12 protein-coding genes, 1 pseudogene and 1 riboswitch are annotated in these 15,311 nt (G+C 54.8%); of the genes and pseudogenes, 8 read left to right on the top strand and 5 right to left on the bottom strand.

Going from position 1 to position 15,311, the window contains the following annotated elements; genetic code table 11:
• Positions 1 to 69: 69 nt before the first annotated feature.
• Positions 70 to 966 carry a methylenetetrahydrofolate reductase gene (gene metF / locus AC6I77_RS18570; RefSeq protein WP_140916493.1) on the top strand — a complete coding sequence of 299 codons (897 nt, stop codon included), beginning with the start codon at positions 70 to 72 and terminating at the stop codon, positions 964 to 966.
• A 94-nt stretch (positions 967 to 1,060) separates the two neighbouring features.
• Here metF and ppc read toward each other — a convergent pair whose 3' ends face one another.
• Both ppc and argE read right to left on the bottom strand, forming a co-directional pair.
• Complete coding sequence (gene ppc / locus AC6I77_RS18565; protein ID WP_008926935.1) at positions 1,061 to 3,712, bottom strand: phosphoenolpyruvate carboxylase; 2,652 nt, start codon at positions 3,710 to 3,712, stop codon at positions 1,061 to 1,063.
• Between the two features lie 353 nt (positions 3,713 to 4,065).
• The gene (gene argE, locus AC6I77_RS18560; RefSeq protein ID WP_003851216.1) at positions 4,066 to 5,214 is read right to left on the bottom strand and encodes an acetylornithine deacetylase; all 1,149 of its coding nucleotides are present in this window, start codon (positions 5,212 to 5,214) and stop codon (positions 4,066 to 4,068) included.
• A 167-nt stretch (positions 5,215 to 5,381) separates the two neighbouring features.
• Between argE and argC the strand changes: the two genes are divergently transcribed.
• The 4 genes from argC (at position 5,382) to argH (ending at position 9,884) form a co-directional block, all read left to right on the top strand.
• Positions 5,382 to 6,386 (top strand): N-acetyl-gamma-glutamyl-phosphate reductase, encoded by a 1,005-nt coding sequence (argC, locus tag AC6I77_RS18555; RefSeq protein WP_003851214.1) that lies wholly within the window; start codon positions 5,382 to 5,384, stop codon positions 6,384 to 6,386.
• 14 nt (positions 6,387 to 6,400) lie between these two features.
• Positions 6,401 to 7,177 carry an acetylglutamate kinase gene (gene argB / locus AC6I77_RS18550; RefSeq protein ID WP_008926932.1) on the top strand — a complete coding sequence of 259 codons (777 nt, stop codon included), beginning with the start codon at positions 6,401 to 6,403 and terminating at the stop codon, positions 7,175 to 7,177.
• A gap of 24 nt (positions 7,178 to 7,201) precedes the next feature.
• Positions 7,202 to 8,419 carry an argininosuccinate synthase gene (locus tag AC6I77_RS18545; protein WP_003851209.1) on the top strand — a complete coding sequence of 406 codons (1,218 nt, stop codon included), beginning with the start codon at positions 7,202 to 7,204 and terminating at the stop codon, positions 8,417 to 8,419.
• A gap of 91 nt (positions 8,420 to 8,510) precedes the next feature.
• Positions 8,511 to 9,884 carry an argininosuccinate lyase gene (argH, locus tag AC6I77_RS18540; protein ID WP_003851207.1) on the top strand — a complete coding sequence of 458 codons (1,374 nt, stop codon included), beginning with the start codon at positions 8,511 to 8,513 and terminating at the stop codon, positions 9,882 to 9,884.
• Between the two features lie 119 nt (positions 9,885 to 10,003).
• Here the strand turns inward: argH and AC6I77_RS18535 are convergent.
• Positions 10,004 to 10,240 (bottom strand): annotated as a pseudogene (locus AC6I77_RS18535) (glutaredoxin domain-containing protein); the annotation flags it as partial.
• A gap of 90 nt (positions 10,241 to 10,330) precedes the next feature.
• Here AC6I77_RS18535 and oxyR point away from each other — a divergent pair.
• Positions 10,331 to 11,248 carry a DNA-binding transcriptional regulator OxyR gene (gene oxyR, locus AC6I77_RS18530; protein WP_003851204.1) on the top strand — a complete coding sequence of 306 codons (918 nt, stop codon included), beginning with the start codon at positions 10,331 to 10,333 and terminating at the stop codon, positions 11,246 to 11,248.
• On the opposite strand, the gene sthA is transcribed toward oxyR, so the two are convergent.
• Entirely contained in the window at positions 11,231 to 12,631 is a 1,401-nt protein-coding gene (gene sthA, locus AC6I77_RS18525; RefSeq protein WP_003851201.1) for a Si-specific NAD(P)(+) transhydrogenase, read from the bottom strand. The genes oxyR and sthA overlap by 18 nt on opposite strands.
• 192 nt (positions 12,632 to 12,823) lie before the next feature.
• Here sthA and fabR point away from each other — a divergent pair, with 192 nt between their 5' ends.
• Both fabR and AC6I77_RS18515 read left to right on the top strand, forming a co-directional pair.
• On the top strand, positions 12,824 to 13,471 hold the full coding sequence (gene fabR / locus AC6I77_RS18520; RefSeq protein WP_003851200.1) for an HTH-type transcriptional repressor FabR: 648 nt from the start codon (positions 12,824 to 12,826) through the stop codon (positions 13,469 to 13,471).
• Between the two features lie 14 nt (positions 13,472 to 13,485).
• Complete coding sequence (locus AC6I77_RS18515; RefSeq protein ID WP_003851197.1) at positions 13,486 to 13,839, top strand: YijD family membrane protein; 354 nt, start codon at positions 13,486 to 13,488, stop codon at positions 13,837 to 13,839.
• A 48-nt stretch (positions 13,840 to 13,887) separates the two neighbouring features.
• Here the strand turns inward: AC6I77_RS18515 and trmA are convergent, their stop codons facing one another.
• On the bottom strand, positions 13,888 to 14,991 hold the full coding sequence (gene trmA, locus AC6I77_RS18510; RefSeq protein ID WP_008926930.1) for a tRNA (uridine(54)-C5)-methyltransferase TrmA: 1,104 nt from the start codon (positions 14,989 to 14,991) through the stop codon (positions 13,888 to 13,890).
• A gap of 110 nt (positions 14,992 to 15,101) precedes the next feature.
• Positions 15,102 to 15,284: riboswitch (cobalamin riboswitch) on the top strand.
• The last annotated feature ends 27 nt before the right edge of the window (positions 15,285 to 15,311 follow it).

The following is a 15,311-nucleotide window of genomic DNA, read 5'->3' as shown; positions in this document are numbered from 1 at the left end:
ATTTTGAACATCTGGACGTCTAAACGTGTAGATGTTCGCAGGCCGATTGTTAATCGATGAGGGTGCAGGATGAGTTTCTTTCATGCCAATCAGCGCGAAGCGCTAAACCAGAGCCTGGCTGAGCTGAACGGGCAAATTAATGTTTCATTTGAGTTCTTCCCGCCGCGTACCAGCCAAATGGAAGAGACCCTGTGGAGCTCCATCGATCGTCTGAGCAGCCTGAAACCAAAATTCGTTTCCGTTACCTACGGCGCGAACTCAGGGGAACGCGACCGCACCCACAGCATTATCAAAGGCATTAAAGATAGAACCGGGCTGGAGGCTGCACCCCATCTGACCTGTGTTGATGCCACGCGGGATGAACTGCGCACCATTGCTCAGGATTACTGGAACAATGGCATTCGCCATATTGTGGCGCTGCGCGGTGACCTGCCTCCCGGCAGCGGCAAGCCTGAGATGTACGGCAGCGATCTGGTGTCGCTGCTGAAAGAGGTCGGCGATTTTGATATTTCCGTCGCCGCCTATCCTGAAGTCCATCCCGAAGCGAAAAGCGCCCAGGCCGATCTGATTAACCTGAAGCGAAAAATTGATGCCGGCGCAAATCGCGCGATTACCCAGTTCTTCTTTGACGTTGAAAGCTATTTACGTTTTCGCGATCGCTGTGTTTCGACCGGCATTGATGTAGAAATTGTGCCGGGCATTCTGCCGGTCTCTAACTTTAAACAGCTCCAGCGCTTTGCCACGCTGACCAATGTGCGTGTGCCGGGCTGGATGAATGCGATGTTTGCCGGTCTGGATGATGATCCGGAAACGCGCAAAATGGTGGGCGCCAATATCGCGATGGACATGGTAAAAATTCTGTCACGCGAAGGGGTGAAAGATTTCCATTTTTACACGCTGAACCGTGCCGAAATGAGTTACGCCATCTGTCACACGTTAGGCGTGCGTCCTGCCGCTGCGGCTTAAGCCTCTTGTTACAGCCAATAAAAAAGTCGGGAACGTCCCGACTTTTTTGTTTTTCTGGCGGGCAGCGCTGACCGTTGTCAGCGCCTGACCACGATTAACCGGTATTGCGCATACCTGCCGCCACACCTGCAATCGTCACCATCAGCGCCTGCTCTACGCGGGCATCCGGCTCCTCACCACGGGCTTCCTGCGCACGTGAACGATGTAGCAGTTCTGCCTGGAGTACGTTGAGCGGATCGGTATAGACGTTACGCAGCGCAATCGACTCGGCAATCCACGGCTGGTCAGCCATCAGGTGTGAGTCATTGGCGATGGTCAGTACCGCTTTGATATCCGCAGCAAGCTGTTCGCGCAGTTGTTTACCCAGCGGCCAGAGTGATTTATCGACCAGACGCTGATCGTAATATTCCGCCAGCCACAGGTCGGCTTTCGAGAAGACCATCTCCAGCATCCCCAGACGGGTGGAGAAGAATGGCCAGTCGCGACACATCGCTTCCAGCTGATCCTGATGACCGGCTGCCATCGCCTGCTGCAATGCAGCACCGGCACCCAGCCAGGCAGGCAGCATCAGACGGTTCTGCGTCCAGGCAAAAATCCATGGAATCGCACGCAGCGACTCTACGCCACCGGTAGGCCGGCGTTTGGCCGGACGTGATCCCAGCGGTAATTTACCCAACTCCTGCTCCGGCGTCGCCGAACGGAAATAAGGGACGAAGTCAGCGTTTTCACGCACATAACCACGATACATCGCACAGGAGTCAGCTGAGAGCTGATCCATAATGTCGCGCCATTCGCGTTTTGGCTCTGGCGGTGGCATCAGGTTTGCTTCCAGAATTGCGCCGGTGTAGAGCGACAGGCTGGCGATGGTCACGGCCGGTAAGCCATATTTAAAGCGGATCATCTCACCCTGTTCAGTTACACGCAGACCGCCGCGCAGGCTGCCTGGCGGTTGTGACAGCAGTGCGGCATGGGCGGGCGCGCCGCCACGACCAATGCTGCCGCCGCGTCCGTGGAACAGCGTCAGTGAAATACCGGCTTTCTCGCAGGTTTTAATCAGGGCATCCTGTGCCTGATATTGCGCCCAGCTGGCGGCCATGACACCGGCATCTTTCGCCGAGTCAGAATAGCCAATCATCACCATCTGTTTGCCCTGAATAAAGCCGCGATACCAGTCGATGCTCAGCAGCTGGCTCATCACGTCGTTCGCGTTATTCAGATCATCAAGCGTTTCAAACAGCGGTGCAACCGGCATGGCATAACCGATGCCCGCTTCTTTCAGCAGCAGATGCACGGCCAGCACGTCGGAAGGGGTTTTCGCCATCGAAATAACATAGGCGGCGATAGAACCCTGCGGGGCTTCCGCCGCGACACGACACGTCTCCAGCACTTCACGCGTCTCATCGCTGGGTTCCCAGGTACGAGGCAGCAGCGGGCGCTTGGAATTCAGTTCACGGATCAGGAACGCCTGCTTGTCCGCTTCAGACCAGCTTTCATAATCGCCGAGGCCCAGATAACGGGTCACTTCGGCAATCGCCTCTGTGTGACGGGTGCTCTCCTGACGCAGATCGATACGCACCAGCGGCACGCCGAAGCATTTCACGCGGCGCAGCGTATCAAGCAACTGACCGTTAGCGATAATGCCCATGCCGCACTGTTGCAGTGACTGATAGATGGCAAACAGCGGGTCCCACAGTTGATCGTTGGAGACCAGCAGATCGGCCGGACGCGGCAGGCGTTCGCCTTTCAGGCGGCGTTCCAGGAACGACTGGGTCGTCATCAGCTGACTGCGCAGACGTTTCAGGATCACACGGTAAGGTTCCAGCGCTTCCGGCTCGCCGCTGAGTTCGCGGATCTCTTCACTGCACTCGGACATCGACAGCTCGGAGATCAACACGCCGATATCGCGCAGGAACAGGTCAGTGGCTTTCCAGCGGCTCAGCTGCATCACATGGCGGGTAATCGACGCCGTGACGTTCGGGTTACCGTCGCGGTCGCCACCCATCCACGAGGTGAACTGAACCGGCACGAAATCGACCGGCAGCCTGATGCCAAACGCCTCTTCGACCTGCTCGTTCAGCTCACGCAGGAAAGCAGGAACGCCTTCCCACAGGCTGTTTTCTACGACGGCAAAGCCCCATTTGGCTTCGTCTACTGGGGTCGGACGATATTTACGGATCTCATCGGTGTGCCACGCCTGCGCCACCAGCTGGCGCAAACGGCGCATAATCTGGTTGCGTTCGTAGTCGGAGACATCGCTGTGATCAAGCTGCTTCAGGCAGCTGTTAACTTCAACCAGCTTGTGAATCAGTGTACGACGGGTGATTTCGGTCGGGTGCGCAGTCAGCACCAGCTCCAGAGACAGTGATTCAATGGCCGCAAGGATGTCGCTTTCGCTGATATCTTTCTGCTGTTTCAGGGTATCAAAGGTCTTTTTCAGCAGTTCAGGATGGTTCTCACCCTCACCACTTTGCGAGATGGTCTGATACTGCTCAGCCACGTTAGTGAGGTTCAGAAACTGGCTGAAAGCGCGTGCAACCGGCAGAAGCTCCTCGTTGGAGAGGTTCTGCAGCGTATTGAGCAGTTCTTTACGATGAGTGTCATTTCCTGCACGGGATGACTTGGAGAGCTTACGGATGGTTTCAACCTGGTCGAGGATGTTCTCTCCCAGTGCATCCTTAATCGTATCCCCGAGCAGTTTGCCGAGCATACTGACATTACTTCGCATTGCGGAATATTGTTCGTTCATTGGACCCTGACACCCTTATCGTCTTGAAAAACTCATACACCCGACCTTTCAGGCAGCAGAAAAATCAGCAACATTGTGTCCCCGATAATCTACAGGGAACCGGCTCCGTTGCCGCCTGTCCACATTCTGAAACGTTCTGGATAATCACCCGGTGGGCATAACATCGTCTTTTATCTAGCCACGTAATGCTGCGTTCGTCAAATGCGTTAAAGTGCACTGAAGATGTGGCTAACTAACGGAAATTCGTAGAATTTATAGAGAAAGAAGCGGGATAAGTTATTCTTATTGTTAAATCCCGCAGATTGCGGGGGCATTTTGCTGTTAATACAGTGAAATGCCCCATTTGCTGTCAATCAGTGACAAAAATGCTGCACAACCTGACTGATTAGCGCCCGTGTCGGCTTAATAAATGCCGTATCAATAAATTCGTCGGGCTGATGCGCCTGATTGATTGAGCCCGGGCCCAGGACCAGTGTTGGGCAGAGTGTTTGAATAAACGGCGCCTCGGTACAGTAATTCACCACCTCGGTTGGCGTACCCAGTAATTTCTCAACCACACTCACCAGTTCATGATTTACCGGACACTCATAGCCCGGAATCGGCGGATGCAGTTCGGCCACGGTGACCCGGCCCGGCCAGCGTGCACTCACCGGTGCCAGCGCCTCGTTCAGCAACCCATCCAGATCGCTCAGCGACAGGCCCGGCAACGGACGAATATCCATATGCAGTTCACAGCAGGCGCAGATACGGTTCGCGGCGTCTCCGCCATGAATATGGCCGAAATTCATGGTCGGATAAGGGATAGCGAAGCCGTCATGGTGATAACGCTCCTGCAGCGTCGTGCGCAGTTGCATCAGATGAGTGATCGACTCATGCATCAGTTCAATGGCGTTGACACCGCGTGCCGGATCGCTGGAATGGCCCGATTTCCCCTCGATGCGAATCACATTCGACAGATGGCCTTTGTGCGCGCGCACCGGTTTAAGCGAAGTCGGTTCACCGATGATGGCACAGTCGGGACGCAGCTGCGTCGATTCAGAGAAATATTTGGCGCCAGCCATGGTGGTCTCTTCATCGGCCGTGGCGAGGATATAGAGCGGTTTGCTCAGCGTGCTGACATCCACATCGCGCAGCGTGTCGAGAATAAAGGCGAAGAAGCCTTTCATGTCTGCTGTGCCCAGGCCGTAGAGCTTGTTGTCATGCTCAGTCAGAGTAAAGGGATCGCGCGTCCAGCGGCCATCATCAAAGGGAACGGTATCCGTATGACCGGCTAACAGCAGGCCGCCCGCACCGGTGCCGGTTCGCGCCAGCATATTAAATTTATTGCGGGTGCCGGGCACCGGCTGCACTTCAACGCTGAAGCCAAGGTCGCGGAACCAGCCGGCCAGCAAATTGATTAAAGTTTCATTACTCTGATCCAGTGCGGCATCGGTTGCGCTGATCGACGGCGTGGCGATCAACTGGCGGTACAGTTCAATAAAAGGCGGTAATTTTGTCTTCACTGTTGGCGGTCCTTGGGTTAGGATGTATCCATATTCATGCAGTAATAGTGAATAAAAATACATTAACGTCCTCTGCAAGGGAACCATAAATCACTGCAGATGACAGGGTGGGTAACGGGGCAAGGCCGCGACCCGGAACGTGCGACTGTAAAAAGGGTTACAGCCTGATGTTGAATACGCTGATCGTTGGTGCCAGTGGTTATGCCGGTGTAGAGCTTGCCACCTTCCTGAATCGCCATCCACATATCAACATAACCGCTTTGGCGGTTTCTGCGCAAAGCCCTGATGCTGGCAAGCGCCTCTCTGACCTCCATCCACAGCTGAAAGGCGTAGTGGATTTACCGCTACAGCCGCTGAGCAGCGCAGCTGAGTGGGCAGACAAAGTGGATGTGGTGTTCCTGGCGACGGCGCATGAAGTCAGCCACGATCTGGCGCCGGAATTCCTTAAGGCCGGTTGTGTCGTGTTCGACCTGTCAGGCGCGTTCCGCGTTAATGACGCTGATTTTTATACCCGTTTCTATGGCTTTACCCATCAGCATGGTGACTGGCTGGACAAAGCCGTGTACGGCCTGGCGGAATATCAGCATGAGAAAATTCAGCAGGCGCAGCTGGTAGCGGTACCGGGTTGCTACCCGACCGCTGCGCAACTGGCACTGAAACCCCTGGTGGATGCCGGACTGTTGAACGATGCGCAGTGGCCAGTCATTAACGCCACCAGTGGCGTGAGCGGTGCCGGACGTAAAGCCAATGTCGGCACCAGTTTCTGCGAAGTAAGTCTTCATCCTTATGGCCTGTTTAACCATCGTCACCACCCGGAAATTGTTGCGCACCTCGGTACACCCGTGATCTTTACGCCGCATCTGGGCAGTTTCCCGCGCGGTATTCTGGCAACGATTACCTGCCGTCTGAAAGCGGGTGTCAGCCGCGAAGATATCGCCGCTGTTTTCCATCGCGCCTATGACAATAAGCCACTGGTGCGGCTCTATGATAAGGGCGTGCCAGCGCTGAAAGCCGTTGTGGGCCTGCCTTACTGTGATATCGGTTTTGAAGTACAGGGCGAACATCTGATTGTCGTCGCCGCCGAAGATAATCTGCTGAAAGGCGCGGCATCGCAGGCGGTACAGTGCCTGAACATCCGGTTCGGCTTCCCTGAAACGCAGTCACTGATTTAACGGACAACTTTACCATGACCAATCCATTGATTATTAAGCTGGGCGGTGTGCTGTTAGACAGCGAAGAAGCGCTGGCCCGTTTGTTTGAAGCGCTGCTGAAATATCGCAGCGCCCATCAGCGTCCGCTGCTCATTGTCCACGGCGGCGGTTGCCTGGTCGATGAACTGATGAAAAAGCTGGCGCTGCCAGTCATGAAGAAAAATGGCCTGCGCGTCACCCCACCCGATCAGATCGACATCATTACTGGTGCACTGGCGGGAACCGCAAACAAAACGCTGCTGGCCTGGGCAAAAAAATCGGGCATCAACGCGGTCGGCCTCTGCCTGGGCGATGCGGGCATTGTGAATGTCGCTCCGTTTGATGACGAACTTGGCCATGTTGGCCACGCAACGCCGGGTAATCCGGCCTTGCTGAACACGCTGCTGGCGGCGGGTTACATGCCGGTGGTGAGCTCAATTGGTATTACTGACAGCGGCGACCTGATGAACGTCAACGCTGACCAGGCGGCAACCGCGCTGGCCTCGACGCTGGGTGCCGATCTGGTTCTGTTGTCCGACGTCAGTGGTATTCTCGACGGCAAAGGTCAGCGCATCGAAGAGATGACCGCCGACAAAGCTGAGCAGCTGATTTCCCAGGGCATTATTACCGATGGCATGATTGTTAAAGTCCACGCGGCACTTGATGCGGCGCGTACACTGGGTCGCCCGGTCGATATTGCCAGCTGGCGTCACGCTGAGCGGCTGACTGATCTTTTTAACGGCGTGTCGATTGGCACCCGGATTCTCGCTTAACGACTCTGATTCAAGGATTACGAAATGCAAACGCAAAACATCAAAAAAATCGTTCTGGCTTACTCCGGTGGTCTTGATACTTCGGCCATCATTCCATGGCTGAAAGAGAACTACGGCGGCTGTGAAGTGGTCGCATTTGTAGCGGATATTGGTCAGGAGCGCGGCGATCTGGAAGGTGTTGAGAAGAAAGCCCTGCAGTCTGGCGCCTCTGAATGTCACGTGGTTGACCTGCGTGAAGAGTTCATCAGCGACTACGTTTATCCGGTACTGCAGACCGGTGCTCTGTATGAAGGAACCTATCTGCTGGGCACCTCTATGGCGCGTCCTATCATCGCAAAAGCGCAGGTTGAGCTGGCACTGAAAGTAGGCGCGGATGCGCTGTGTCATGGTGCAACCGGTAAAGGCAATGACCAGGTGCGTTTCGAAACCACCTACACCGCGCTGGCACCACAGCTGAAAGTCGTGGCACCGTGGCGTGAATGGAACCTGCGTTCACGTGAAGCACTGCTGGACTATCTGAAAGAGCGCAACATTCCGACCACCGCTTCGCTGGAAAAAATCTACAGCCGTGACGAAAACGCCTGGCATATCTCCACCGAAGGCGGCGTGCTGGAAAGCCCGGCCAATGCACCAAATAAAGATTGCTGGGTCTGGACTGTCGATCCGCTGGAAGCGCCTGACCAGCCTGAAGACGTGACTGTAACCGTTGAGAAAGGTCGTGTTGTGGCGGTTAACGGCGAAAAACTGAGTCCGTTCCAGTGTCTGGAAAAACTGAACGTGCTGGGCGCAAAACATGGCGTCGGCCGTATCGATATCGTTGAAAACCGTCTGGTAGGCATTAAATCCCGCGGCTGCTACGAAACCCCTGGCGGCACCATCATGGTGAATGCGCTGCGTGCGGTTGAGCAGCTGGTCCTGGATCGCGATAGCTTCAAATGGCGTGAGCAGCTGGGCCACGAGATGTCTTACGTCGTTTATGATGGTCGCTGGTTCGCTCCGCTGCGTAAGTCGATTCAGGCTGCTGCCGAATCGCTGGCGGAAGAAGTTAACGGTGAAGTGGTGCTGCAGCTCTACAAAGGCCAGGCGACAGCCACTCAGAAGCGTTCTGCGAACAGCCTCTACTCGGAAGAGTTCGCTACCTTCGGTGAAGATGAAGTTTACGATCACCGTCACGCGGGCGGCTTTATCCGTCTGTTCTCGCTCTCTTCGCGTATCCGCGCCCTGAACGAGCAGAAGAAGTAATTTTTCAGGCGGGGTGCGCCTCGCCTCACAGTTTTGATTCAGGGGCGGCATTTATGCCGCCTCTTGTTTAACGATTCAGAGGAGTTTTCACATGGCACTTTGGGGTGGACGGTTTACTCAGGCAGCGGATCAACGTTTTAAACAGTTCAATGACTCGCTGCGCTTCGATTACCGCCTGGCAGAGCAGGACATCATTGGCTCTGTTGCCTGGTCCAAAGCGCTGGTGACGGTCAATGTGCTGACTCAGGATGAGCAGCAGCAACTTGAAGCGGCCCTGAATTCGCTATTGAATGAAGTGCGTGAAAATCCTGAACAGATTCTGCAGAGCGATGCCGAAGATATTCACAGCTGGGTTGAAGGTAAGCTGATCGACAAAGTCGGCTCGCTGGGCAAAAAGCTGCACACCGGCCGTAGCCGCAACGATCAGGTCGCGACCGATCTGAAACTGTGGTGCAAGGTACAGATCGAAGCCCTGCTGGGCGCCACACGTGAGCTGCAGCAGGCGTTAGTGGTTACCGCTGAAGCCAATCAGGATGCAGTGATGCCAGGCTACACCCACTTGCAGCGTGCGCAGCCGGTGACGTTTGCGCACTGGTGTCTGGCCTACGTTGAAATGCTGGCGCGTGACGAGAGCCGTCTGCAGGATACCCTGAAGCGTCTTGATGTCAGCCCGCTGGGCTGTGGCGCACTGGCCGGTACCGCTTACGAGATTGATCGTCAGCAGCTGGCAGGCTGGCTGGGCTTCGCTTCCGCCACACGTAACAGTCTGGATACCGTATCAGACCGCGATCACGTGCTGGAACTGCTCTCTGACGCGGCCATTGGCATGGTGCATCTGTCGCGCTTTGCGGAAGATATGATTTTCTTCAACACCGGCGAAGCAGGCTTTATTGAGCTGTCAGATAAAGTGACCTCAGGCTCATCACTGATGCCGCAGAAGAAAAATCCGGATGCGCTGGAGCTGATTCGCGGCAAATGTGGTCGTGTGCAGGGTGCACTGACCGGCATGATGATGACGCTAAAAGGTCTGCCGCTGGCCTACAACAAAGATATGCAGGAAGACAAAGAAGGGCTGTTTGACGCGCTGGATACCTGGCTCGACTGTCTGCATATGTCAGTGCTGGTGCTGGATGGCCTGCAGGTTAAACGTCCGCGTTGCCAGGAAGCCGCTGAACAGGGCTACGCAAACTCTACTGAGCTGGCCGACTATCTGGTCGCCAAAGGCGTGCCGTTCCGTGAAGCACACCATATCGTTGGCGAAGTTGTCGTGGCGGCTATCGGGCAGGGCGTAGCACTTGAAGCGCTGTCGCTGGCACAACTTCAGCAGTTCAGCGCGGTGATTGGCGAGGATGTCTATCCGATTCTGGCGCTGCAATCGTGTCTGGATAAGCGTAATGCGCAGGGCGGTGTTTCTCCGCAGCAGGTTGCCCGCGCTATCGGTGACGCTAAACAGCGTCTGGCGTGATCAGCAGGTAAAAAAAAGCGGGCACATTAAAATGCCCGCCAACCTCTAGCTTCAGAACTACTATTTTTTATAGGCACATCATCAAAGCGCCCGCTCTCCCGGCCGACGCTCAGACTCTCTTACGCTGACAGCAAGTATTGACGCAGATCTTCACTGCCGCCAGCATGACGACCGCCCATGAATACCTGCAGTACCGTCGCCCGGCCTGAAACGGCTCCTGAACTGACGGTTGTCGAATCCTGTCCCATCACAATTTTCGTACTCAATGACATGCTCACTCAGCCTCTGTATGGCCTGCGCACAGAAGCCGCAGCTGGCTTTATAGAGATGAAGACAGACTCCTGAGTTTTTTGTTGCGCGCATTATTCCCAACCACCCTTGATAGGGCCAATCGTTCATTGCTATTCTATCTATCGCCACGGGCTATCGTGGTTTGGAGGGTAATAATGAATATTCGTGATCTTGAATATCTGGTTTCGCTTGCTGAACACCGTCATTTCCGCCGTGCGGCGGATGCATGTCATGTCAGTCAGCCCACGTTAAGCGGGCAGATCCGTAAGCTGGAAGATGAGCTGGGTGTGATGCTGCTGGAGCGCACCAGCCGTAAAGTGCTGTTCACGCAGGCAGGTTTACTGCTGGTGGATCAGGCGCGTACGGTGCTGCGTGAAGTGAAAGTGCTGAAAGAGATGGCCAGTCAGCAAGGGGAAGCGATGTCAGGTCCGCTGCATATCGGCCTCATCCCGACCACCGCGCCGTATTTACTGCCACAGATTATCCCGACGCTGCACCAGACCTTCCCGAAACTGGAGATGTATCTGCACGAAGCGCAGACGCAACAGCTGCTGTCACAGCTCGACAGTGGCAAGCTCGACTGTGCGATTGTTGCGCTGGTCAAAGAGAGCCAGGCCTTTATCGAAGTGCCGCTGTTTGATGAGCCAATGAAGCTGGCTGTCTATGCCGATCATCCGTGGTGCGATCGCGATCGTGTGCCAATGTCCGATCTGGCCGGCGAGAAATTGCTGATGCTGGAAGATGGACACTGTCTGCGTGACCAGGCGATGGGATTCTGCTTTGAGGCGGGTGCCGATGAAGATACCCATTTCCGGGCGACCAGTCTTGAGACACTGCGCAATATGGTGGCGGCAGGCAGTGGCATTACGCTGTTACCGGCGCTGGCAGTTCCACCAGAGCGTATTCGCGACGGTGTCTGCTATCTCACCTGCTACAAACCGGTGCCACAGCGCACGATCGCGCTGGTCTATCGTCCGGGTTCACCTCTGCGCAGCCGTTATGAACAGCTGGCAGAGGCAATTAAAACCCACATGGCACACTATTTCGACGCTGCGTTAAAACAGGCGGTTTAAGCCGTTTAACGCCGCAACGCGATAGGCTTCGGCCATCGTCGGATAGTTAAAGGTGGTATTCACGAAGTACTCAATCGTGTTGCCACCATTTTTTTGCTCCATGATCGCCTGACCGATGTGAATGATCTCAGCGGCACGCTCGCCAAAGCAGTGGATCCCCAGAATCTCTTTGGTTTCCCGATGGAACAGAATCTTCAGACTGCCAACGTTCATGCCCACAATCTGCGCGCGTGCCAGATGTTTAAACTGCGCGCGGCCCACTTCGTAAGGCACCTTCATTGCCGTCAGCTGCTGCTCGGTTTTACCCACGGAGCTGATTTCAGGAATGGTGTAGATACCGGTTGGGATATCTTCAATCAGGTGTGCTGACGCTTCCCCTTTGATAATCGCCTGTGCGGCAATACGGCCCTGATCGTAGGCGGCTGAGGCCAGGCTTGGATAGCCAATCACGTCACCGACGGCATAAATGTGCGGCTGCGCTGTCTGATACATGCTGTTCACTTTCAGCAGGCCACGCCCATCGGCTTCCAGACCGACGTTTTCCAGCGAAAGGGAATCGGTGTTACCGGTGCGGCCGTTGGCGTACAGCAGGCAATCCGCTTTCACTTTCTTGCCCGACTTCAGATGCATGATGACGCCATCTTCCACGCCTTCGATCTTCTCAAACTCTTCATTGTGACGAATCACTACGCCGCTATTCCAGAAGTGGTATGAGAGAGAATCCGACATCTCCTGATCGAGAAATGCCAGCAGGCGATCGCGGGTATTAATCAGGTCAACTTTGACGTTGAGACCACGGAAAATCGATGCATATTCACAGCCGATGACGCCAGCGCCGTAAATAATGACGTGACCCGGTTCGTGGTGCAGATTAAGGATAGAGTCGGAGTCGTAGACGCGGGGATGCGTAAAGTCGACATTATCAGGATGGTAAGGCCGTGAACCACAGGCGATAACAAACTTCTCTGCCGTCAGCGTCTCACGCGTGCCATCAGGTTGTTCAATCTCAATCGTATTGGCATCAACAAAATGGGCATCGCCCTGATAAAGCTCACAGCGGTTACGCTCGTAGAAGCCCTGGCGCATGGCTGTCTGCTGGCTGATTACGCTTTCAGTGTGATTAAGAATGTCGGCGAAAGAGGAGCGAAGCAGTCGGGTATGATCGCTGTAGAGCGGGTTTTGGTTGAATTCGATAATGCGACTGACGGCGTGGCGAAGGGCTTTGGAAGGGATGGTTCCCCAGTGTGTACAGCCGCCGCCGATGTTGTGGTAGCGTTCGACCACGGCGATGCGCGCTCCCTGTTTTACCAGCCCCATCGCCGCCCCTTCACCGCCGGGCCCTGAGCCAATCACAATGGCATCGTAATCGTAAGACTTTTGCATACCGATACGTCCTATTATTTATACATTTTTACAACGAGATTCTAACATCTCGTCGCGCACTTCTGAATTCTATCAGCGATTTTCATCACATTTTGACAAAGTGTGAGGTTCACAGGCAGTGACAAAGAATGCCAATCTGTACGCTGAAAATTTTGCTATAGTGCCCGCTTAACACCGCTAAAGGCAGAGAGAATGGGCGTCAGAGCGCAACAAAAAGAACGTACACGACGTACACTGATTGAAGCAGCGTTCAGTCAGCTCAGCGCCGAACGCAGTTTTGCCAGTTTGAGTTTGCGGGAAGTTGCCCGTGAAGCGGGGATTGCACCCACCTCCTTTTATCGTCATTTCAAGGATGTTGATGAGCTTGGCCTGACGATGGTGGACGAAAGTGGGCTGATGCTGCGACAGCTGATGCGTCAGGCACGACAGCGTATCGCCAAAGGCGGCAGCATCATTAAAACGTCGGTGTCGACCTTTATGGAGTTCATCGGCAACAACCCCAACGCTTTCCGCCTGTTACTGCGTGAACGTTCCGGCACCTCTGCTGCTTTCCGTGCCGCCGTGGCGCGTGAAATTCAGCACTTTATCGCTGAACTGGCTGACTATCTTGAGGTCGAAAATCGCATGCCGCGCAGTTTTACCGAAGCGCAGGCTGAAGCGATGGTGACCATTGTCTTCAGCGCCGGTGCAGAAGCACTGGACGTTGATGCTGAGCAGCGACGTAAGCTTGAGGATCGGCTGGTGTTACAGTTGCGGATGATCGCCAAAGGCGCTTATTACTGGTACCGCCGTGAGCAGGAACGACTGGCGGTCACCCTGGAAAAACCCGAAGAGCAATGAGTAAGGATCAGTTCATGACCCACCCAGGTACCCGCGATAAAAGCACTCTGGCACTGGCTTTTATTACCGGCTTAGCGATTAACGGTTCGTTTTCTGTGCTGTTCAGCGCCTTTGTTCCCTTTTCGATTTTTCCGCTGATTGCGCTGGGTCTGGCGGCCTGGTGTCTGCATCAGCGGTATCTCAACACCAACATGCCTGACGGCATGCCAGGCCTGGCGGCGGCGTTTTTCCTGCTGGGGATTCTGGTTTATAGCGCGCTGGTGCGGGCAGAATACCCGGACATTGGCTCTAATTTCGTTCCCACCGTTCTGATGGTCGCGCTGGTGTTCTGGATTGCGACGCGGTTTAAGCGCAAGCGTAATCAGTAGGGATATCGGCAGGGAAAAAAACGGGAACCTCAGGGTTCCCGTTTTTGTTTACGCTTTACGCGTCAGCAGCACACCGCATTCCATGTGGTGGGTGTAGGGGAACTGATCAAACAGCGCCAGCCGCGTCACGTCGTGCGTTTCTGACAACGTTTGCAGATTGTCGCTCAGGGTTTGTGGGTTGCAGGAGATATAAAGGATGCGCGGATACGCCTGCACCATTTTCACCGTCTCTTCATCCAGGCCGCTACGTGGTGGATCGACAAATATCGTCTCGCACTCGTAGCTGGTCAGATCAATCCCTTCCAGACGATTAAAGCTGCGCACGCCATTCATCGCCTGAGTAAACTCCTCCGCCGCCATGCGAATGATCTGCACGTTATCAATCTGGTTCACGGCAATGTTGTATTGGGCCGACGCAACAGAAGGCTTGGCGATTTCCGTTGCCAGAACGCGGCGGAAATTGCGCGCCAGCGCCAGCGAGAAGTTGCCGTTACCGCAGTACAGTTCCAGCAGGTCACCCTGTGAATCCTGCGTCACATCCAGCGCCCACTCCAGCATCTGAATATTCATTGCCGCGTTAGGCTGGGTAAAACTGTTCTCGACCTGACGATAGATAATCTCGCGACCTGCAACCGGCAGACACTCATCCACATAGTCGCGATCCAGACAGATTTTGGTTTTGGTCGCACGGCCAATTAACTGCACATCCAGACCTTCCGCACGCAGTTGATCACGCAGCGCGGCGGCGGCCTGCTGCCACTCATCATCCAGCTTGCGATGATAGAGCAGTGAAATCACAATCTGATTGCTCATGGTTGACAGATAGTCGATCTGGAACAGCTTGTGACGCAGGGTACGGTTATCACGGATCGCGGCGATCATCTTTGGCATCAGCTGATTGATCAGCTGGCTGGCTGCCGGGAACTGATCGACCCGGATCCGCTCGCGCGTCTGCTGATCAAAGATGATGTGATAGATATCATCACCGTCGTGCCACAGGCGGAATTCGGCGCGCATCCGATAGTGGCTGACCGGCGAACGGAACACCTCCACGTCGGGCGCAGCAAACGGTGTCATCATCGTCTCTAAACGACTGACTTTTTCCGCCAGCTGTGCGTCATAGTCTTCAATGGGGAGATGTTCGGGTGTCATGAGTAATCCTGATTAATAGCTTACCAGCGGGCGATTGTAGGCATTCACTTGCTGATGTCCAGTCCCACAGCGATAAGATATTTAGCAGTCTGGACTTCCGTATCTCCACTCCGTAGACTGCAGACGCCGGCCTCAAGCCCGAGTTAATAGGGAATCCAGTGTGAATCTGGAGCTGACGCGCAGCGGTAAGGAATGTCGTGATGAGTGCAATTGCAGACACTGTCCTCCGGGATGGGAAGTCATCATCATTTATGGTTCCCAGCCCGAAGACCTGCCGGTGTAACGTCGCTACTCGTACAATCATCGCGTTCTATTGATTG

Source organism: Pantoea sp. X-Soil-ISGK-259 (assembly GCF_059730705.1).
Note: the sequence above shows the minus strand (reverse complement) of the source record. Positions and strands in the feature narration are given on the sequence as shown.